This is a genomic window from Paenibacillus xylanilyticus, from assembly GCF_009664365.1.
Classification (GTDB): domain Bacteria; phylum Bacillota; class Bacilli; order Paenibacillales; family Paenibacillaceae; genus Paenibacillus; species Paenibacillus xylanilyticus_A.
In genome coordinates, this window is record NZ_CP044310.1 from 6,002,537 (window position 1) to 6,023,096 (window position 20,560).

Genomic DNA, 20,560 nt, shown 5'->3' on the forward strand with positions numbered 1-20,560 from the left:
TTACTTCAGCCTTCTGCGGATGTCATTCAGCTTCGATGACATTGTTCTGTAGAACTGATAGATGTCTTCGCCGTTCGCCAGCTCCACGCGTTCATATTCCAGACGATCGCGCGATTCCATGAACAGGGCAGCCAGGTCATCCAGTTTGGCCAGCAGCGGAGCGATGTCCTCTGAAGCCGTTAGTTCGTTATCCCGGCGGGAAGCTTTGCGCAGCAGTGTACTGCGATCTTTTTCAGACAGACCGCGGAAGTTGCCAAACACTTCATACTCGGCAAAGTTGCGGCTCTTCATCAGGTTCGCGAACGGCTCCCAGGCATCCTCTTCCGGATCGCGGTCGTAGACGTAAAGTGCGCCCTTCTTGACGATCGTGTCGGTATACAGAGCTTCGATGAAGCGATCATACCACTGTTCCTCATCCTGATGCTGTGCCAGAATGCCTTCGAGTTCAGCCACTTTGGCCGAGATGGCATTCATCTTCGCCAGTTCTTCACGTACCCGTGCGATAAGCTGCGGGGAACGTACCAGGTTTTCTTTGGCCATATCTTCATTAATACTGCCGAAAATATCCTTCACCCCTACACGCGGCAATCCTTCGGATTGCAGACGTTTCAGTTCAGTCACTGCCCGTTTTACCTCACCTAGATTCGGGGTCGTTGACGTCAGACGCATGTCGTAAGCATTCAGCTTCGCGGCCAGGTCAAACGGTTCCGTTGTGACAACAGCATAACGATTGCTCGTATTTTCATCGATTGTTTTGGCCGTAATGATGTTGTATCCAATCGCTTGCTCGAATTCGGTACGTACCCGCGCGTTATACTGCTTCACCCGGGCATTCTCGTAGACATCGCCCCAGGACTTTTCGGGAATCGGAGATGGCAGGTAGGTCCAGTTGTTTTTCTCCGTCTGTACCAGATGGCGTCCGATGCCTTCCTTGTCCAAAATGGTACGTTCATAGCTTTCCTCATATACTTTGAGCGGCGTATACACAAACAGCGGCACCCCGTTGCGCGTATTCAGCCAGAAAATCCGGTTGCGGACTTCGCTTTCCTTGACGGTAAAGTGGGATTTGCCCACCGCATTGTTCTGATAATTGCGAATCCCTTTGAGAATGCCTGGCGCCTGTGTCGGCACAGAGACGAATCCCCATGACGGGAAATGCAGACTGCCTGTGCTGTTGCTGAGATTGAACACCGGAACGGCCTCATCATCCAGCTTGCCAGCGATGTAACGCTCCACGAATTTCTCTACAGACTCATCCTGCCCGTATTTGATCACCAGGAAATCTTCCATGGAACGGGTAATGAGGTCCCCGAACTTCTCGGTCAGGAAGTCCGAAATGGAACTAACCACATCAATTTCGTTCTCCTTCACCCACTGGTTGGAGTTCTCCAGCAGCTCACGGGAGAAATCGCGGATCAGGTCATCCGTGTCGCGCTTGTCCAGCAGCCCATCCACCACATTGACGATATCCGGTACACTAACAACGTTCCAGTAGTAGGTTTTGTTGCCTTTGTGATCGGACTGTTCTTCACCACGTGTCAGAATATCTCCGTTCTTGGAGAAAATCGAGCTGAGCGCATTCAGCGTCTCGGTAAATACGTTATAGATGCGGCTGTTTTCCTGATTCAACAGTTCATACAGATCCTCATAGAACTCGATCATCTGATCGTTGCGTTCCACGTCGGCGTGCAGCCAGTACTCATGAATTTTAGCTTCAATATAAGCATTCTTTTTCTTCTCTTTGGAGACGAAGGCACTCTTCGCGTCACCCAGTTTCTCCTCCGATTGCTCCTGCGCAGCTTCAATGTCGCGTGGAATGCGGAATGCATTCTCGCGCAGCGTTTCGATATACGACTGAATCATCTTCAGTATACAGAAGCCTTTTTCGGTGTAGATCAGACGGGAAACGTAGAACGGACCCTGTTCGGGATGCAAAAACATGCGCCGGATCTGTTCGGTAAACTGACCGGCAATCTCGCCCGGCAGCTGTTTCTTCGCCTTGATATATTCTTCACGGGCACGGGCCAGGAAGTTCTGCTCCAGCTCGGTGTCCATGTTCACGACCTGTGATTTCACGACATTGCCGTATGACAGACGCTCACTGTTCTGATAACCCGGCAGCGGCTCCGGCACGCGGGACTCGAAGGACTTCACGACACTTTCGAGATCGATGCCCAGCTTGCGGGCGAATTTCTCCGTGTCCTCCTGGTTCGGAGCTTTGGAGAACATGGTGCTCATTTTGTCGAACATCCGGTAAGCAAGATACGTCGTCATCTCTTCAATCGGCAGTACCGCTGAGGAAGCACCGATAATGTTGTAATCATAGTTGGCCGGATACGCCTTGTTCATCTGTGCAATGTTGGTACGGATGTTGCTGATATAATCGTGAATCGCGAATTCTTCGCCCGACTGTTTCTCCTCACTGGCCATGAAGTTGGTGATGTTCTCGGCCGTCACGTTCATGCAGTAGTCATAGGCATTCTCCAGCAGCTTACCTTCCGTATTCGTTGCCGAAATCAGGTGACACAGGTTAAACGGCGGCAGCGGTGAATTAACATTCAGGATGTTGCCGTATTTCTGCGTGAAACGCTCGCCGCGGCTGTCGACATTCATCCAGTAATCCAGCTCTTTGAGCGCAGCATAGCCGTTTTTGCGAATATATTCGCGTGTGTGCTCGCTTAAACTTTTGTTCGATAGATTCACGTCTGGCGTAAACAGGTAACCCAGCGTATTGACGCGGTCGATCCCGGCAGAACCGTGATCCCGTTCAATGATGCCGCGCACGATATAGGAGATATCGAGGAAGCATCCACTCCCTGTACCACCGGACAAACCGGTAAGCAGGAATACCATCAGCTTTTTGTTGGTGCCTACGGATAATGTTTTGATCTTTTTGTCGATCGCCTGCACGACCTGGTTGATCTTGGTGAACAGCAGCAACCGTCCAGCCTGGCGTACCCCTGCTGCTCCATTCATGCCGTCCGTGATGCTTAGTTCCGGAGACAGCCAGTCCGTAATATACGGCTCCAGCACACTGCGGTTCTGCAGCAGTCCACCGATCTCCGCATTGGACAGCAGCACGAATTCGTTAATCGGGTCCAGCCCGATGCCTTTGTACTTCTTCGCACGGTCCTGCTCGTTGGTTTCAAACGCGAGAAATTCCACGTTGTCCGGCTTGTCCATTTTCTTCTTGGATACCGGGTCCTGAGGCAGCTTGAAGCGGCGGTTAATCTGATATTTGAGACGCAGCAGCGCATCAATTCCCGTTCCTCCAAGACCGATAATCAGGATCGGGTTATCAATTGTATCGACCCTGATTTTCTCGCTGACAATCCCTCCGCCTAGCGATACATCCAGCTGCTGAATATGTTCTCTGACAATTGGTTTCATTCCATATCCTCCCTTTGGTTAACGCAGTCGGAACTACAACATAATTACACTTACCACTCCGATGACAGAACAAGCTTCCGATCGCTGTTATCCCCAGATTTTTTTGATTCTCTTTTTCAAAGGTGAAAATCTAGGGATAAAGGCGAACACTTCGCTTCTACAGCTTTTTTCTGTCCTCTGCGTTCTCGTGTAAACGGTTAGTACCAACTTCTATTGGCATTCCTTTTAGACCAGATACTCAATCAAAATCGTCTTATCCGCCTGTTGCAGCGGGATGCTCAGCCGGTCACCGTTCTTCAGTTCAACGCCTGAGCTTGCATCCACGGCACGTCCGGATTTCTCCAATGTACCGCCTGCGGTATTGCGAATAATAATTCGGTCCCCATTGCTGGGCGTAAATATATATTTCTCGGTTTCCTTCAATTCCGGATCCAGCTGTAAAAGCTGGTGCAGATGGAATCTGCCCCGGAAGGATGCCAGTTTTTTGTATTGTGGATAGGACTTGTCCCCGGTGTTCTCATCCCGAATCTCGACAATGATCTGGCCGACAAAGCCGCGGTTTTTGCGTTTCAGCCAGCCCATCAGGAACCAGGCACCCACTCCAATCACCAGCAAGGCTACGACTCCCAAAATCACAGGTAACCATGGAAACGGCTTGTCCTGCTCACCACCTGAGGTGGTTGGCTGTGTTCCCGCACCTGCCGTCCCCCCTGCATTAATGGTAATAGGCGCACTTTCACGGTAAAAGCTGTCCTCCTCCGCACGAATCACCAGTTCATAGTTATGATTGTCCGGCACTTCAAAGGTACCTGCAAAGCCGCTGCCTGTATTCTCCAGCGGTTGCTCCTCACTCTTGTTCGTATCCAGATCGTTTACGACCAACGTCGCCTTCATATCTGCATACAGATCGTTATCCTGGAGCGGCTGACCTCCATTCTCCAGCTTGGCTGTCAGATCCACCTTGTCACCCTTCGTATAGGACTTGGTCTTAATTGGGTCCACGACGAGCTGCAGATCATAGTTGAACAGCAGGTTGATATCGATGCTGTCTTTCGGAGCCCCTTTTACCCGAAGTTTCCAGTCGCCTTCCTGAGGCTTGAGCAGCTTGACCAGTGAATAACTTTTGGATGTCGAGAGCTTGGCCGCATCCGAGTTCAGATCCACCGCTTTGCCCGAAGGATCGGTCAATTCAATCTCTACCTGCTTGGAAGACATAATTGAGATATTAGCCTCAAGCACGCTGTCATTCGGCACGTTGACCGTAACTTCCTGAAAATTGCCGTCGCCTGTGATGGAAGGCAACTTCACCACATTCAGCTTGGCATGATCTGCGAATATCTCACTCAGAATCTGCGGCAGATCATCCGGCGTATCCGTGATGAATGACTTGCCTCCTGTCTGACTGGCCAGATCAGCTAATGCATCCTTGTTCAGTTTGCCATCTGCGTTCAGTCCGATCGTATAGACCGGAATGCCCTGATCCTGGGCTTCTTGAACAGCCTTCGCCAAATCTGCATCAGACTGTGCCTGGGTGCGGCCTTTGGTTTTGTTAAAATCATTGTTGCCGTCTGCAAGCAGTACGATCATGGGTGAGTGCGATGCATCTGCACCATGATTCAGCACATTCACCGCTTCAGCCACCCCGACGGAAATATCAGTGTATGGCCCGCGGCCGAGCTGATCAATAAAGTCCTTCAGACTGCTTTTGTCCGCATCGGACTGAATCTCCAGCAGTGCTTTTTCCCGCTCTACCTGATCGGTATAAGCAACAATCCCTACCTTGTCCCCCTGGACCGGCAGCATATCAATAAACATTTTCATGGCTTCATTACTGATCTTGTCACGGTCACTTGTATTCATCGAGTTACTTACATCGGCTACAAGTACGGCGTCGATCCCGCTCGTCTGTGCCTGAGCAGCTGCAGCTTGGGGCAGCAACGCCTTAGGCAGCAGAAGCGTTAGAAATGTCAGCAGAACCAGGGTTCCGCTAAGCCAGCGTATTTTGCGTGTCCGCAGCATTGGGTGTACTCCTTCACGTTTGAGATTAAAATGGGAATAGTTTATTATAGGCGTCAAGCCTTAAGGAAATCTTAACAGTCTACTAATATATTCTGAAAAGCACCCCTATCTTGAGTTACAGTTTTGTAATGACTGACAAAAATCGACCTATTCGGCGCTTCTACTGGCATTTTAATTCCAACTATGGAAATATGATATAGTTATTGCCAGCAAACTGCAATATAACGAAACCTTGTTTCAGATTTACACTATTCTGCATAACAACTATGCCTAGAAAGGAATCGATTATGGTTACATACGGATGCCTCGCCATATTGTTTCTTTTTGTCCTTATAAAAGGAATCTCGCTCTTTTTCCAGGGTCGCAAACCCGTGACTAGGGAGGATTCGGACCGTACCCTATACACTATACTGAATGGTGAGCGTGATTAAGCATGAGTACCAAACAAGTGGTATCCATCAGACCTTTTAACCGAACGACCTATGCTTTTGAGAAGCTGCACGTCTGCAAGCGTTGTGGACAATATACCTGCTTGTGGGAGGATGAGTGTACCTCCTGTGGTCGCAGCGCCCTCGTTTCTGTCCAGGAGCGTGCCGGCTCACGAGTGAAGCGCCGGATTGCACGCGATCTGTTCCTTGCCGTTATACTCGGAGCTGCCGCCACCTACTTCGGTGAAACCACGGATCAGACCATGATGGCAGCCACCGTGACCCTGCTGCTGATCGGATGGCTCATCTTCATGCATCACCGTACCTTCCCTGCCCAGCAAAATCGGCAGATGAAGCGCATGTTAAATGAAGACCGGGAGGACATCCGTCAGGGGATCAACCGAAACTGGGCACTCGTCGCCGAAGCCCGCAAAGAAGACGAGGCGCTCGCTTACGAGATGCTGCGCGAGATTGGATCGCTCGTCTATAATGACCGGATTCGCCTTCAGCAGGTTGCCCTGCTGCAATCCTTCGTGCTGCGAAGTGATATGGATCTGCAGCTCCAGCCCCTGCTGCTGCGCAGCTTCGAGCGGCTGCTCGCCGAATACATCGGTGAAATCGCCAGGCTTAAGCCGGAGTTGATTCGTGAAGATGCGATCCGGTATATCGCCACATACGAAGTTAATATTTTGCAGCTGCACAACGGAATTCAGATTCTGACCGCTGTAGCTGCAGCGGCTGTGCGTAAAAGCAAATATATCGAGTTATTCCCAAGTCTTATTACCCGCTACGCACGCTTCTTGCCCAAAGACCGGTTCATGCGTCTCTATCGTACGCTTGAACTGTATCCTGGCAAGGCACGTGGCGGTTTGGCTGAATCCGTTGGGAGAGTATATAACGAGAAATATCGGGACAACGTTACCGAGGTTCATTCCTAAAGAGCATGTTCATGCACAACAATTCCCTAATATATAGACGATGTGATTCCCAAGGACCCCTGCATCGATTTTTAGGGACAAGAATATGCAAGAGCAATCCTATACCATATCTACCTGACCACAACCTAAAGAGCACCTTATTCTCACATGAGAGTAGGGTGCTTTTTTTCAACAATTGCATAACGACTCAAGTCGAATCTGTCTGCCATGTTAATCTCTTTTTCTTGCCTTCAAGGGGTAGATCAGGACGTATGGAATCCAGAGCAGCACGGAGCACAACAACACGCTCCCATATAAGGAAACGTACATTTGTGCTGTGGGCTCGGTATGATCCAGAAGCTCCAGGACCATACTTGCAACCATCAGATTGATAAAGGAACCGATGGTGTATATGAGAATCTGCTTCCAACGCAGCCTTTTGACCAATATATAAAACAGCAAACTTAATCCCATGATATATATACTAGGTGCACAATCAGCACCAGCGGCAAGATAACCATCGCGATCCCCACGATCCGATGTGTGGTTAGCTTCGACTTCACAGATGGCCTCATTGGCTTTGGTGTCTCAATCAGCTCCTGAAAGCTGTTCAGGGAGTTATCATCTGTATCCATGCCCGCCTCCTTCGTTTCCTTCTGTTCACACCTATCTGTGTGTTGATTTGTTATTGTACTTTTTGTTCAATGCTTCACCTGCAGCCACCTTGAATCGATAGACCAGGAGCGGCACACAGATAAAGAGAATACCCAGCAGACTGGCGCTGCCCAGTGAATCCAACATCCGGGCACCTGGACTGATATCCTCGGTTTCATATAGCGAAACACTCATGATAATTGCATTCACGAATGTAAATGCCGAGTAGATGAGCACATGCTTCCACACAAAAACTTTGGTCAAGAATGCAAACAGCACACCCATACCTACCCAGATTATGAACGGAATGAACATGGTGTCCGGATTGAGCTGACCCTTCTTCGCCAGTTCCATTAGCAGGAATGCAATCCCCCACTGAAGCACAAACACCATCCAGGCCCACCCCACACTCCGAAATGCCTTGGTCTGTTTTCGTGCTGCGCTCCTTTTCTCCTTCTCCTGTTTCTTCTCTTCCGTGATCCGAATGGACGGATGATTGTGACTTATGAGATCCTCTACCACTCTCTGCCGATAGATTTCGAAGTTGTTCTCAACCGGTATGTTCCAAGGTACCACTTCCTGATGCTCATCCTTTTCCAGAGCAGCACGTACTTCAGCTTCCGGAGCAAGGTTCCCGGTGGAATACATAGTGAATCTTAGTTCAACTCCCTGTGATGCCAGCTGGCTAAGCCAAGCATTGGCCTCTGTTTCTTCATAGAAACGTACTGTACATAGTCTGTGCTCCAGACCTTGCTGATAGAGGATATGTATTTCAGGCCAAAATTGAATGGTACGTACCGGTTCCCTGAATTCTGCCCGTTGGTAGAAATGTGCCTCCTTCGTCAAATAACGCCCATAATACACGCGCTGGATGGCTGACCGCTCAAATCGGTGTTTTTCAAGAGTATGGGAATCCGGGTTCCACCTGATGTAGAGAATCTGATAACTATCCATCTCCGTTCGGTTCAAATGCTGATTTCTCCAGGACAAGTGTCTCATCCTGTGCAAAACGGTATAGAAGATCCATCCCCCGAGCGGAATGAACACTATCGTAAACCAGGTCCACACCGCAGCTACCTCCCAGATTAGGTATAGGGGTACAGCAACCAAAGCTAGTGCAATCAGCAGGGCGATGCCCATCATTAATCGTGTAAACCGCCAGTAAAATGGCAGGATCTTGCGCTGTTCCTGTATTAGAGGATATGTATTCATGAAAACCTCCGATCTGCCTGCTTCATCACGTCCAACAGGCCCGCTGGCGAGATTTTTTCACTTCTTGTATACCCGCATGATCCACATATGCACCATGGAATCCGAGCAATGGGTCTTTCACATATTTCAACATATCTATCCAATACGTTCCAAGTAGCAGAGCGTTGCGTGCAATACCGCATATGTAAAAAGGGCCGCGACAAAATTCGTCGCGACCCTCTCATCAAGCACTCGGTACGTTGGTACCTGAGTGCTCTCGTATTCTCGCCATGCCGTTATCCTATGCATGGCGTCAAACTGATCGTCCAGCGCGGCTTCTCTGCCGCGGACGACAAGGTCTTACCGTCCGCGACGAGAATCGCGGCGGTCACTTTTGGCTGGCCCGCGTCCACCTGAATTACGCTTGTCCGCACTGCGGCCAGCCCAGCCGCTGCTGCGCTCATCACCGCTGCGACCTGCACCGCGCCCGCCGCGGCCACCTTGGCCTGCTGCACCGCGACTGCTGTCGCCACTGCGGCCGCCGCTACGACCACCGCTGCGTCCACCTTCACCGCCGCGGGAACCACGACCTCCGCGGCCACCTTCATTACGTCCGCTGCGGCCTGCGCCGCGACGGGCACTGCCTGTTCCGGCAGAGCGTCCACCTGAACGTTCATCATTATCCTGACTGTTGATGGAACGTCTAGCTGCTCCGGTGGAGGCCACTGGACCTTCGCTTGTCCACTGGATGCGGGTCAGCTTCTGATTGGTGCCTTCCTCAATACGTGCAAGCTCCGGTCTGTCATGCTGCGTTGCAAACGTCACGGCAAGACCCGTTCCGCCAGCACGACCTGTACGGCCGATCCGGTGGATATAGCTCTCTGCATCATGAGGAATGTCATAGTTGAATACATGCGTTACGCCTTCCACATCCAGTCCGCGTGCCGCCACATCGGTAGCCACGAGGATTTGCAATTTTGCATCACGGAAGGCTTTCATAACGTTCTCACGCTTGGACTGGGACAGATCCCCATGAAGCTCGTCGCTCTCGTAACCTGCTTCGCGCAGATCTTCATTCAGCTTGGATGCACGGCGCTTGGTCCGGCAGAAAATAATCGCCAGGTACGGGCGATACGTATCAATCATGCCGCGAAGCGCATCGAACTTGCCACGATCCGTACATTCCAGCACTTGCTGACGAATCTGATTAATTGGAATAACCGATTTCGAAGATACTTTTACATCCTCGGGATCTTTCATGTAGTTCTTCGCCAAGTTGCGAATACCCTTCGGCATCGTTGCCGAGAACAGCATCGTCTGACGTTTATGCGGCAGTTCACGTAGAATGGTCTCTACATCGTCCAGGAAGCCCATGTGCAGCATTTGGTCCGCTTCATCCAGCACCAGTTTTTTCACGTTATCGAGCTTCAGCGTGCCACGGCGCAGGTGATCCAGAAGACGTCCCGGTGTACCGATGACGATCTGAGTCCCATTTTGCAGCTTGCGAAGCTGTTTCTCCACGTCCTGTCCGCCATACACAGCAAGCACATGAAGCTTATCGTCATTGGCCGTCAGCTTCTTCGCTTCCTCTGTAATTTGCAGGGCCAGCTCACGCGTAGGGGCGATAATCAATGCCTGCGGGGAGCGGTCCGATACGTTGATTTTTTGAATAATCGGCAGCAAAAAAGCCAGCGTTTTCCCTGTACCTGTCTGTGCCTCAGCAATAATGTCACGTCCGCCTAACAGTACGGGAATCGAGCGCTCCTGTACCGGTGTCGGCACGGCGATCCCCTGATGTTTCAGAATCTCGCACCATTCCGGGCGAATGCCCAGTTGTTCAAAGTTTGCCAATCGTTACACCTCTGTATGTTCATTTAGATAAGCCCATTTCGATGTATTCTTCCCCATGAAATGGATTTTCAAAAAGCAATCAGTCCGTCTGCTCTTTTTCTCCATACCGTGTAGTTTACACGTTTGTCCAGCAAAACAAAAGGGTACCGGACATGTTCCGGCACCCTTTTAATGTATTTTATGTTCCAGAGATCATTTATCTCCATTAACCATGGCTCTGTGAGACCGCAAACCCGCTTCTCTCCAGCAAACGTGAGCTTTCCTCGTTCAAGCCTCGGAGATGCACCGTTTTGCCCAGTTTTGCGTATTTGAACTTCACCTTGCCGATGGCAACAACGGCCGTGTTATCCCAGATATGTGATCCGCCAAAATCAATCGTGATCTCCTCCGGATCCGTCTCGGCATGAAACTCCTCCACGAAGCGGGATGAAGAGCCGAAGAAGAACGGACCGTGAACACGATATACCTTTTGGCCTTGCTCCTCGCTGGCATGAACACGAATCTTGGCCTGTTTCCATCCAAAATGCAGGGCGCTAAGCACAACGCCAACCAATACACCGATGGATAGATCATTGGTGATGACGACGATCACCACCGTAACCACCATAACGAAGGCCTCTGCGCGGGGAACACGTGCAATATTTTTGACGGAACTCCAGTCAAACGTACCGATACACACCATAAACATGACACCCACCAGCGCACCCATCGGCACCTGTTTCACCACTCCGCTGAGCAGCAGCAGCAGGATGGCCAGAAAGGCGCCTGCCGTAAATGTGGACAGCCGTCCCCGGCCGCCGGACTTCACATTAATGACGGATTGTCCGATCATGGCACAGCCGCCCATGCCGCCGAACAACCCGTTAACGAAGTTGGCAATCCCTTGACCGCGCACCTCACGGTTTTTGCTGCTCTTGGTCTCCGTCATCTCATCTACAATGGTAGCGGTCAGCAAGGATTCCAGCAAACCTACCAGTGCCATCGTGAATGAATAGGGCAGCAAGATCATCAGTGTATGGAAGGACCACTCAATATTGGGCAGATGGAACATCGGAAGGGTACTCGTCAAATTCCCCATGTCACCTACCTGCTTCACATCCAAATGGAACACGACCGTAATAATCGTCATGACGATAATGGCAACGAGAGGAGCCGGAACGCCTTTGATAAACCGTGGCAAAATATAAATGATGGCCAGCGTGCCTGCGACCATTGCATACATGATCCAGTTCGCACCTGTAAAATGCGTCAGCTGGGCCATGAAGATCAAAATCGCCAGGGCATTAACAAATCCGGTAAGTACCGAATGCGGCACAAACGTAATGAACTTCCCAACTTTAAAAATACCTAAAATAAACTGAATAATTCCCGTCAATATCGTGGCCGCGAACAGGTATTCCAAGCCGTAATCTTTGACGAGGCCAACCATCAGCACCGCCATGGCTCCCGTAGCAGCCGAGATCATTCCCGGTCTTCCGCCTGCAATCGAGATCACAATCGCAATCGTAATCGATGCGTACAATCCGACCATCGGATCGACACCCGCAATGATAGAGAAGGCGATGGCTTCCGGAATCAGCGCCAGCGCTACCGTAATGCCTGCCAGCACGTCTCCGCGAATGTTGCCAAACCATTGTTGTTTTAACGTATTCATATGTTCTTGCCGTTCCTCCTACACCGTTAACCTCATGGGTTGATTACCTGAAATGTACAGCTAGGCACGTCACTGACCAACCACGACAGGGCAGCACAAAACAGCGGAACACTCCCTCCGCATCATGGCCTGTACGTGTTGATACAAGAAGCTCTTCATCCGGAATAAAATAAGTCCGAAATCCGCAGCGATCCTGCTTAATCCGTTCCAGTGCGTTCCACATAATTCTGTTACATCATTCAGGTTCGAGCTAAGAAGACATCAGAAGACGACTCTTGATGTCACTGGTCTTCCCCTCTCAGAAAGACCGGGTCCGTTATGTACTGACCTATTATTATAGACAGGGCGATCCTTTTATACGAACAGGCTATATCTTCGCAAACGATAGATTATTCCTGGATTTCTCTTATTTTTATAATATATCTCCGTTATGCTCTGTTTATCTATTTTAGAGTTGATGCATTATTTCCCAGACCATAAAAAAGCCGTTAACGCTCCTTCGCCAAGAAGCATTAACAGCTCTTTCCTACCTAAATGTAACTAGAATCTTCCCGATTTGAAAATCGAATAGAGCAGAAAGGCCACCATCAGAATGGCAACCAGAAAACCGATCTCAATGACCGGAATATCCCACAGCATCGTTGACTGATGGCTGATTGAGGAACCAATAATGAGTCCGACCATAATGATACAGAAGGCGAGCAGCACGATACTGAAGGAAAGACGATTACTGATCTGGTCCAGCCTGCGCATCAGCGTGTCCAGTTCGGGTACGCTAACCTCAAGCCGCAGCTTGCCTTTACTGATAATGGAGGATAGCTGCCGGAGCTGCCCCGGCAGTCCGATCACACTCTCAGCCAGGTCTGCGGCACTGCGGAACAGCCGATTCTTGATTCGTCCCGGACTGAACCGGTCCTTGATCAGCTTCCGGCCGAAGGGTTCCGCCATATCCACAATGCTGAGTGATGGATCCAGATGTTCGATCACGCCTTCCATTGTGAGCAGTGATTTCCCCAGCAGCACAATGTCAGCTGGCATGACGACCCGGTGTCTCTGTGCCACACCGAACAGATCGTTAAGCGCCTGGCCCACGCTGATTTTGGAAAAGGGAATGTCATAATATTTGCTGCGCAGCTTGTCCAAGTCATTATGGAGGCCGCGGAGATCCATGTCATCCGGCATCATGCCCAGTTTCTCAATCGCCCGGATCATGCTGTCTGTATCCTTGCGCATCAACCCGATGATGAGCGAAGCCAGATGCTGCTTCATCTCATCGCTCAGAGTGCCAACCATGCCAAAATCGATAAACGCCAGTCGCCCGTCTTTTAACACCATCAGGTTGCCAGGATGCGGATCCGCATGGAAGAAACCATGAATAAAGATCTGATTCAACAAGGAATCCACCAGTCGCTGGGCAATGTCATTCAGGTCATGTCCACGTCTGACCAGTTCGTCACGGTCATTCAGCTTGATACCCTCCACGTATTCCATGGTTAACACACGCGAGGAAGTCTGATCCCAGTAGATTAGCGGGATTTTGACCTTGTTATCCTGCTGGTACTGCTGGGCGATCTTCTCGGTATTCCGCCCCTCAACGGTATAATCCAGTTCAGCCATCAGCGCCTGGGCATACTCCTCTACCATCTGCGGAATCTGGTACTGCTTCACCCAGTCCCATCGCTTCTCCGCCATCGCCGTCAGCTCACGCAAAATATCCAAATCCCGCTGCACAATCCGTGAGATGCCGGGACGCTGGATCTTGATGGCGACGGCCTCTCCGGTTCGAAGCTTGCCCAGATGCACCTGCCCGATGCTGGCTGCAGCCACCGGGGTATCGTCGAACCGGGAAAAGATCTCTTCCAGCGGTGTATCCAATTCCTGTTCCAGAATCCCCCGTGCCGTTTCCGAAGAGAAAGGGGGTACCTGATCCTGAAGCTTCACCAGTTCACGGATGACCGGCTCGGGCAGCAGATCCGCTCTTGTGCTTGCCAATTGCCCCAGCTTCACGAAAGCCGGCCCCAGCTCCTGCAGCACCAGTCTGATCCGTTCACTCAGCGTTTTGGTCGTGTGTGCTTCACGTGACATCCACCGCCGAGGTATGGCCAGCAGCTGGAACAGCCCCAGTTCCTCGACCATATAACCGAAGCCATGACGCACCAGCGCCATGGCAATTTCCCGGTATCTGCCGACATGTTTAATTCGCACAGCCATCTACTCGATCTCGTTTCCTTTGTGCGGAGGAGGAACTTCAAGTGGAGCTGGGGATACATCTGGTTGCAGCTGTGGTGTTTGGCCCAATTCGGCGAGCTTTTTCTCCAGTACAGCAACGCGCTGTTCCAGACTGGTCACATCACTCTCCGAAGGTACGCCTACTTCCTGAAGCACCCGCTTGACCTGCTCATGAATCACACGCTTAAGCTGACCCTGCTCTTCGTCGCCTCGTTCCATTAGACGCTCGACCAAGGCTTTGGATTCACCTGGCGCAAGTTCCCCGCGTTTGACCAGATCATCTACGGTTTTTTCGATTTTTTCCTTGCTTACGACGGTAAGACCCAACCCTAATGAGATCGCCTTTTTGAACAAATCGCTCATTCTTGTCATCCTCCTCTTCGTTGATTTCTATATTATACCCTTTATACCCAGCACAACAAATAAACGATCAGGTTACACGTATCGTGCTGCCCATTTGCCTGCCTGCAAAATCAGCTGGCGATAGGATTCGTGTGCAAAAGAAGGCACATGATGCCCTGGCATGAGGTACACAATCCGGCCTAATCCATAGGTATGTGCCCAAGCCGCAGGCTTAGGTCCATCTTCAGTCTGGTATTCAAGCAGAATCGTGGTTTCGGCGAATGATCCGAACTCGAACAGATAAGGCTCTTCTTCCATGGTGAATCCGGTAATCCCCTCGGTCACAGGGTGTTTATGTTCCGTCACAGTAAACTCAAGCGGTCCATACGGTGGATGATGCAGGAATTTCGCACCAATCATCTGCTTGAGTTCATAACGATTCTGAAGCGAAATCCCGTTATGTAGAATGACCAGGCCGCCTCCATTGCTCACATAGGACAGCAATCCAGCTGTCTGCTGAGGAGAGACTTTCCCCTTCCAATCGTCCATGTATGAAATACACACATCAAATCCCGATATGTTCTCCTGCAGCAGCATATTGCGATTCTCGCTGCACTGCACGGTCATGCTATCATGAAAAATACGGCTGATCTCTGCGTCAACATCCTGCAGCGGATGCCAGTCCGGATGTGTATAATCGCCGAGCAACAACGCCTTTTTACGATGGTCCATTAATAAAACTCCTTTCATGTTAAAGCTGTAACAAGATTACCAGGGAAGATCGTCCCCCTTATAGTCTACATAGGCAGGCTGATCTCCCATAAAATCCTTATGGCGGTCAATAAGTGCTGCGATATGCTGTGCCGATTGTTCTGGCGTAAGGTCTGCGGCTGTGTTCAATTCACCGCTCATATAGCTCTGCACCCACCCGGGATGAATCAGCATGACCTGTCCACCTTCATCCTTGATTCCATTATGCACAAGCCTAGCCTGCATGTTTAGTGCAGATTTGGACATGCAGTAAGCGAACCAGCCATGTCTGTCGCACTGCTCAATACTGCCCGCCTCCGATGAGATGTCCACAATCAGCTTGCCCGCGCCCGCAAGAAGGAGGGGCAGCATTGCGTGAGTTACACGCAGTGAACCCAGCGTATTCACGTTGAATACCTCTGCCATTTCGGCAAAGTTTAACGGCCCGCGGACATGATCGGTAATATTCCCTAGTATAGCCGCATTATTGATCAGCATATCCAGACGATCTGTATCCAGTTTGATGGTCTCGGCAAACAGCGCAACGGACAGATCATCGGCAATATCCAGCTCAATGACCCGAAGATGCTTCGGATAAGCTTGCACGAGCAGACGAATCCCCTCTGAGCTCTCCATATCCAGACCTGCAGCATATACAATATATCCTCTCTTCAGCATTTGTGCTGTCAGAGCCAATCCAAGTCCCCGGGCTGCCCCGGTCACACATACGGTTCTCACCATGCTTTCCCTCCCTATCCAGGCTGCTCTGTCTTTTAATTCATTCCACATGGTCAGGCAAAAACCTTTAAATGTAAACAGGAAAGCTCAACTTCACGACCAAAGTCTCATGGTGTGATGAATGCAGGATTCTCTTTTCTTTTATCATTTTCATCCAAAAATCGTCCTTCATATATGCTGACCACTTCTTCTCAGTCGGTATGACAGACAATGCTGCACCCATCTCCCTGCTGCACCCGGATGAGACCCGAGATGAACATGGGTATACCCGGCTACAACGTTACCTCTGGCATATCCCTCCTGCTTCATGCCCCGTAATCCCTTAGTCTCATAAGCATAGGGAATGTCGCCTTCCTCTTGGTAGGTCATGGTAGAGTAATGAAATTCATGGCCACGGATCACCTCTCCTTTTTTCAGCAAAAAGGAATCCTCTACAGCTCTGGCCTCACGATAACCGAGTGCCGCCCGCTTCGCTTGCATCTGTACCCCAGCAGGTATAATCCCTGCCATGTTATACGTTAGCCCTTCCCGGTTGGTTAACGTCTCCGCGAGCACCATATAACCTCCGCATTCCGCAAACAAAGGCATCTCCCTGCGAACGGCCTCACGCAATCCCTCCAGAAACGAGACATTATCTGCGATCAATGCCGCAAACTCCTCCGGAAAGCCCCCGCCAAGATAAATGCCATCTGCCTCAGACGGTATGCCTTCCCCTGCAAGCGGGCTGAAGTACTTCAACCCGGCTCCTGCTGCTTCGAGCAGCTCCAGGTTATCCGGGTAATAGAAATTAAACGCCGCATCCCGGGCAACAGCTATTACCGGACGGGACGAAGTTCCGCGTTCATCACACTCGCCAGACGTGCTGTCTTCGCTGCACTTCAAATGGGCACCGGCCGACATTGGATCTGGGTTTTGCCGTGAAATATCCTCATTGTTCATGATTAACTCTTCTTCTATGTCAGGTGCAGCCTTCGCTATCGCAATAATCGCATCCAGATCGGTGCCTTCCAGCAATGCGTCCGCAGCCCGCTCGAACAGCGGCTCCAACTCTCCCCGTTCAATGGCAGGGACCAGCCCTAAGTGACGCTCTGGAATTGACATGTCCTCCTCCCGTTTCAGCCATCCAACCACAGGAATGCCGCACATCTGCTCAATGGCTTTCTTCACAATACTGTAGTGGCCGGCACTTCCGCAGCGATTGACGATGACACCAGCGATGTTAAGCTCAGGCTCCAGCTGCTGAAAACCAAGCACGATCGCAGCTGCACTGCGAGCCATGCTGCGAACATCCACGACCAGAATGACCGGAGTCTGTGTAACGAGAGCAATTTCCGCAGTTGATCCCGTATTGCTTAAGGGATCTTTGCCATCATACAATCCCATGACACCTTCAATAATGGAAATATCATGTCCCGCTGATGCTTTGGCAAATGCTTCTCTTACATACTCCGGGGAGGTCATCCATGCATCCAGATTTCGCGATGCTCTGCCCGTTACAGCCGTATGATAGGTTGGATCAATATAATCCGGCCCGCATTTGAAGCCCTGTACGCTCATTCCGCTCTGGGCCAGTGCTTTCATCAGGCCCAGAGTTACCGTTGTTTTTCCTGCACCGCTCCCCGTTCCGGCTATGATCAGCCGTGGTCTGGCAGATTGATTTGAAATGCTCATGATCCATTCCCACCTTTCTTCGATATAACAAAACCGCACCTCGAAACGATGCGGCCTAAACAATACTTATTTGCTTCATCGCTGAAGCGCATAATTTCAATTTTGTTAGTCAAAAGGAATTCGCGTTACGGAAATCGTCAGGTTCCCGCTCTTTTTCTTCTCCAGCAGCCAGTGGTCCGCTCCGGAAGACAGTAATGCCGCAGGCTCGCTCACACCGTAAGCTCCGGTATATTTAAATACCGTCTCCGATGGATTTGCAAGCTTAACGGTATTCAGCTCGGCTGGCGTATACGTCACAAGTTCCCAGCCGTATTTGGCGCATAGCGCCAGCAGGCCTTCTTCATTCTTTTTCAGATCAATCGTCGCTATGTTTCGTACGCTTTTCACTGATAGAGACAGCTCTTCCAATGTGGTGAGCATCTCCTGCTCCAGTTCCTCCATGGATGTGCCGCGGTTGCAGCCCATGCCCAGTACGAGACTCTTCGGTCGATACAGCACCCCATTTGTCAGAAAACGTGTCTGTTCATCTTCCGTGAGCAGGCGGTCGCTGACCACAAGTGCCGCATTGAAAGGAAATGACTCGGTTTCCTCCATGCTGCTGAAGACACGGATATGATCCGGTACAGGCTTGTTATATCGCCACCAGTTCCGTTCTCCCGTCTCCTGAATCAGCGCAACCGGCTCCTCGTTAACAACCGCTGCACTGACTGGCGTGGCCTTGTCGAAGCTGTCCACGATCCAGCCCAGCTCCCGTCCAAACATGTCTACCGGGATTGTTCCTTGCACATCCGAAGCGGTTGTAATTACCGCGCGTGCACCGAGTACTTCCGCAACCTGACGAGTCAGTTCATTCGCACCGCCAAGATGGCCCGACAGGACACTGATGACATTCTCTCCGCGGTCATCAATGACCAGCACGGCAGGATCCACTTTTTTGTCCACCAGAATCGGGGCGATCATGCGGACTACTGCTCCCAGCGAAATAAATAGAATGATGCCATTGTAACGCTTGAACAGATCCGGAAAAATCAGCTTCACCGAGCCTTCAAACAGCTGATAACCCAGCTCTTCTTCATCCCCGCGGACGAACTTGCTCATGTAGTACACATCTGTACCCTGGAATTGTCCAGCCAGATTGCGTACCATCTCCACACCATGCTTCGTGATGGCTACGGCTGCAAACGGATTACTCACCGGACTTCACTCCTTTGCGATAACCATGAGTGAAGGTTTTGTCATACAGCTTGGAACGGTGGGCATCCCGGTTCACGAGATCGGGATCAAGTGCCCAGCCTGCCAGAATCATCGCATGCATCGTAATACCAGCGGCACGCAGATCGGCAGCCAGATTGGCGAGCGTAGTCCGTACAATTTTCTGATCCGGCCAAGTCGCGCGCTGCACAACCGCCACCGGTGTATCTTCGCTCCACCCTGCGGCGAGGAATTCAACCACGACTTTTTTCGCCAGCGTAGCACTCAGGAAGAGGGCCACCGTACAGTGATGTGACGCCAGATCACGCAGCTTCTCGCGTTCAGGCACTGGCGTGCGGCCTTCTGCGCGGGTGAGAATAACCGTCTGCGTCAGTTCAGGCACAGTTAGTTCCGCTCCGAGGGCGGCCGCCGAAGCAAAGACCGAGCTAACACCCGGAATAATCTCATACTCCACGCCCTGCTGTTTCAGCAGTACCATCTGTTCCAGAATTGCGCCGTACACCGCCGGATCACCGGTATGCACACGAGCTACGCTGCGGCCTGCACGAGTGGCTTCACACATGAGCTCAACCTGCTGCTCCAGATCCATGCCGGAGCTCTGCAGCACTTCTGCTTCAGGCTTTGCCGTCGCAATCAGTTCATCGTTCACGAGGGAGTCGGTGTACAGGACCAGATCCGCATTTCTCAAAATGTTCGAGCCCTTCACCGTAATCAGTTCGGGGTCACCCGGGCCTGCACCTACGATATATACTTTCGGTTCCAGCGTTTTCATTTGCTCACCACCATCAGGCTCAGATATTCCAGCTCCTGCCCTTTCAGTTCACGGGCATCGCGCCAGACCAGTTCATATGGAGAAGTGACTTTGGTGACAACCGAGGCTTTGCCGCCGAGACCCATCTCGTCCAGCAGTTCAAGCATCGGGTCAAGCACCTTCGCCACTTTGATAAACACAATCGTATCGTGATGCTCAATTGCCTGACGCATCGCTTCCTTATCGGCAGTCGCGGGGATAATGCCCACCTGCTCATCCCCGTCTGCCAGATGGATATCCAGTGCAGCAGCGGCGCCCAGTACAGATGAAATTCCCGGAATCGAAGCAATCGGTACCTCGGGATGCAGTTCACGCATCAGCCTTGCCAGATGAATGAAGGTGCTGTACAGATTCGGATCGCCTTCGGTTACAAAGGCCACATCCTTCCCCTCCTTCAGCGCACCCCAGCAGGCTTCGACGGTTTTGCCCCACTCCCGTTCAAGGACAACCGGGTCCTTGGTCATTGGAAAGATCAGACCGAGCATCTCTTTCTCTTCCGGGTTAACATACAGTTCCACGATTTCGTGGGCATACGATTTGCCGCCTTTGCGTTTCTTCGGATATGCCACCACCGGACACTCCCGGATCATTCGGTATGCCTTCACCGTAATCAGTTCCGGGTCTCCCGGCCCGACACCCACGCCATACAGCGTACCTACTGCTGCCGTACTCATGTTGTTTTCCCCCTTGTCCTGTCCTTGAA

Annotated in this window: 15 protein-coding genes; 1 reads left to right on the forward strand and 14 read right to left on the reverse strand. The window is 51.1% G+C overall.

Features of this window, described 5'->3' with window-relative positions; genetic code table 11:
* Positions 1-3,390, reverse strand: a complete 3,390-nt coding sequence (locus F4V51_RS26800; RefSeq protein WP_153980225.1) for a tubulin-like doman-containing protein — start codon at positions 3,388-3,390, stop codon at positions 1-3.
* Positions 3,391-3,615: 225 nt separating this feature from the next.
* Positions 3,616-5,409 (reverse strand): vWA domain-containing protein, encoded by a 1,794-nt coding sequence (locus F4V51_RS26805; RefSeq protein WP_153980226.1) that lies wholly within the window; start codon positions 5,407-5,409, stop codon positions 3,616-3,618.
* 433 nt (positions 5,410-5,842) lie between these two features.
* Here F4V51_RS26805 and F4V51_RS26810 point away from each other — a divergent pair, with 433 nt between their 5' ends.
* A complete protein-coding gene (locus F4V51_RS26810; protein WP_153980227.1) occupies positions 5,843-6,775 on the forward strand; it encodes a hypothetical protein in 933 nt (310 codons plus the stop codon).
* 443 nt (positions 6,776-7,218) lie between these two features.
* Here the strand turns inward: F4V51_RS26810 and F4V51_RS26815 are convergent, their stop codons facing one another.
* From F4V51_RS26815 to cobI, 12 genes are all read right to left on the reverse strand, one after another.
* Positions 7,219-7,389, reverse strand: coding sequence for a hypothetical protein (locus F4V51_RS26815; protein ID WP_153980228.1), 171 nt, complete (start codon positions 7,387-7,389; stop codon positions 7,219-7,221).
* 31 nt (positions 7,390-7,420) lie between these two features.
* A complete protein-coding gene (locus F4V51_RS26820) occupies positions 7,421-8,620 on the reverse strand; it encodes a hypothetical protein (protein ID WP_153980229.1) in 1,200 nt (399 codons plus the stop codon).
* A 339-nt stretch (positions 8,621-8,959) separates the two neighbouring features.
* Positions 8,960-10,450, reverse strand: a complete 1,491-nt coding sequence (locus F4V51_RS26825) for a DEAD/DEAH box helicase (RefSeq protein ID WP_153980230.1) — start codon at positions 10,448-10,450, stop codon at positions 8,960-8,962.
* A gap of 205 nt (positions 10,451-10,655) precedes the next feature.
* Positions 10,656-12,104, reverse strand: a complete 1,449-nt coding sequence (locus tag F4V51_RS26830) for a SulP family inorganic anion transporter (protein WP_153980231.1) — start codon at positions 12,102-12,104, stop codon at positions 10,656-10,658.
* Between the two features lie 540 nt (positions 12,105-12,644).
* Positions 12,645-14,315 (reverse strand): ABC1 kinase family protein, encoded by a 1,671-nt coding sequence (locus F4V51_RS26835; RefSeq protein WP_153980232.1) that lies wholly within the window; start codon positions 14,313-14,315, stop codon positions 12,645-12,647.
* Positions 14,316-14,696: a phasin family protein gene (locus tag F4V51_RS26840; RefSeq protein ID WP_153980233.1), complete on the reverse strand. Its 381-nt coding sequence runs from the start codon at positions 14,694-14,696 to the stop codon at positions 14,316-14,318.
* A gap of 72 nt (positions 14,697-14,768) precedes the next feature.
* The gene (locus F4V51_RS26845; RefSeq protein WP_095291082.1) at positions 14,769-15,407 is read right to left on the reverse strand and encodes a ThuA domain-containing protein; all 639 of its coding nucleotides are present in this window, start codon (positions 15,405-15,407) and stop codon (positions 14,769-14,771) included.
* A gap of 36 nt (positions 15,408-15,443) precedes the next feature.
* A complete protein-coding gene (locus F4V51_RS26850; RefSeq protein ID WP_153980234.1) occupies positions 15,444-16,166 on the reverse strand; it encodes an SDR family oxidoreductase in 723 nt (240 codons plus the stop codon).
* Positions 16,167-16,331: 165 nt separating this feature from the next.
* Positions 16,332-17,834, reverse strand: a complete 1,503-nt coding sequence (locus F4V51_RS26855; protein WP_153980235.1) for a cobyrinic acid a,c-diamide synthase CobB — start codon at positions 17,832-17,834, stop codon at positions 16,332-16,334.
* Positions 17,835-17,939: 105 nt separating this feature from the next.
* Entirely contained in the window at positions 17,940-19,028 is a 1,089-nt protein-coding gene (locus F4V51_RS26860) for a cobalt-precorrin 5A hydrolase (protein ID WP_153980236.1), read from the reverse strand.
* Positions 19,021-19,818 (reverse strand): precorrin-4 C(11)-methyltransferase, encoded by a 798-nt coding sequence (gene cobM, locus F4V51_RS26865; RefSeq protein WP_153980237.1) that lies wholly within the window; start codon positions 19,816-19,818, stop codon positions 19,021-19,023. Before cobM ends, F4V51_RS26860 begins: the two co-directional genes overlap by 8 nt.
* A complete protein-coding gene (gene cobI, locus F4V51_RS26870; RefSeq protein ID WP_095291300.1) occupies positions 19,815-20,531 on the reverse strand; it encodes a precorrin-2 C(20)-methyltransferase in 717 nt (238 codons plus the stop codon). The genes cobM and cobI overlap by 4 nt, the downstream gene beginning before the upstream one ends.
* Positions 20,532-20,560: the final 29 nt, after the last annotated feature.

What these genes read in the sequence shown, in the direction of transcription:
- F4V51_RS26805 (WP_153980226.1), bottom strand. Translation starts at nt 5,409, where the DNA reads ATGCTGCGGACACGCAAAATACGCTGGCTTAGCGGAACCCTGGTTCTG.
- cobM (WP_153980237.1), bottom strand. Translation starts at nt 19,818, where the DNA reads ATGAAAACGCTGGAACCGAAAGTATATATCGTAGGTGCAGGCCCGGGT.
- F4V51_RS26815 (WP_153980228.1), bottom strand. Translation starts at nt 7,389, where the DNA reads ATGGATACAGATGATAACTCCCTGAACAGCTTTCAGGAGCTGATTGAG.
- F4V51_RS26810 (WP_153980227.1), top strand. Translation starts at nt 5,843, where the DNA reads ATGAGTACCAAACAAGTGGTATCCATCAGACCTTTTAACCGAACGACC.
- F4V51_RS26840 (WP_153980233.1), bottom strand. Translation starts at nt 14,696, where the DNA reads ATGAGCGATTTGTTCAAAAAGGCGATCTCATTAGGGTTGGGTCTTACC.
- F4V51_RS26800 (WP_153980225.1), bottom strand. Translation starts at nt 3,390, where the DNA reads ATGAAACCAATTGTCAGAGAACATATTCAGCAGCTGGATGTATCGCTA.
- cobI (WP_095291300.1), bottom strand. Translation starts at nt 20,531, where the DNA reads ATGAGTACGGCAGCAGTAGGTACGCTGTATGGCGTGGGTGTCGGGCCG.
- F4V51_RS26850 (WP_153980234.1), bottom strand. Translation starts at nt 16,166, where the DNA reads ATGGTGAGAACCGTATGTGTGACCGGGGCAGCCCGGGGACTTGGATTG.
- F4V51_RS26830 (WP_153980231.1), bottom strand. Translation starts at nt 12,104, where the DNA reads ATGAATACGTTAAAACAACAATGGTTTGGCAACATTCGCGGAGACGTG.
- F4V51_RS26845 (WP_095291082.1), bottom strand. Translation starts at nt 15,407, where the DNA reads ATGGACCATCGTAAAAAGGCGTTGTTGCTCGGCGATTATACACATCCG.
- F4V51_RS26820 (WP_153980229.1), bottom strand. Translation starts at nt 8,620, where the DNA reads ATGAATACATATCCTCTAATACAGGAACAGCGCAAGATCCTGCCATTT.
- F4V51_RS26835 (WP_153980232.1), bottom strand. Translation starts at nt 14,315, where the DNA reads ATGGCTGTGCGAATTAAACATGTCGGCAGATACCGGGAAATTGCCATG.
- F4V51_RS26855 (WP_153980235.1), bottom strand. Translation starts at nt 17,834, where the DNA reads ATGAGCATTTCAAATCAATCTGCCAGACCACGGCTGATCATAGCCGGA.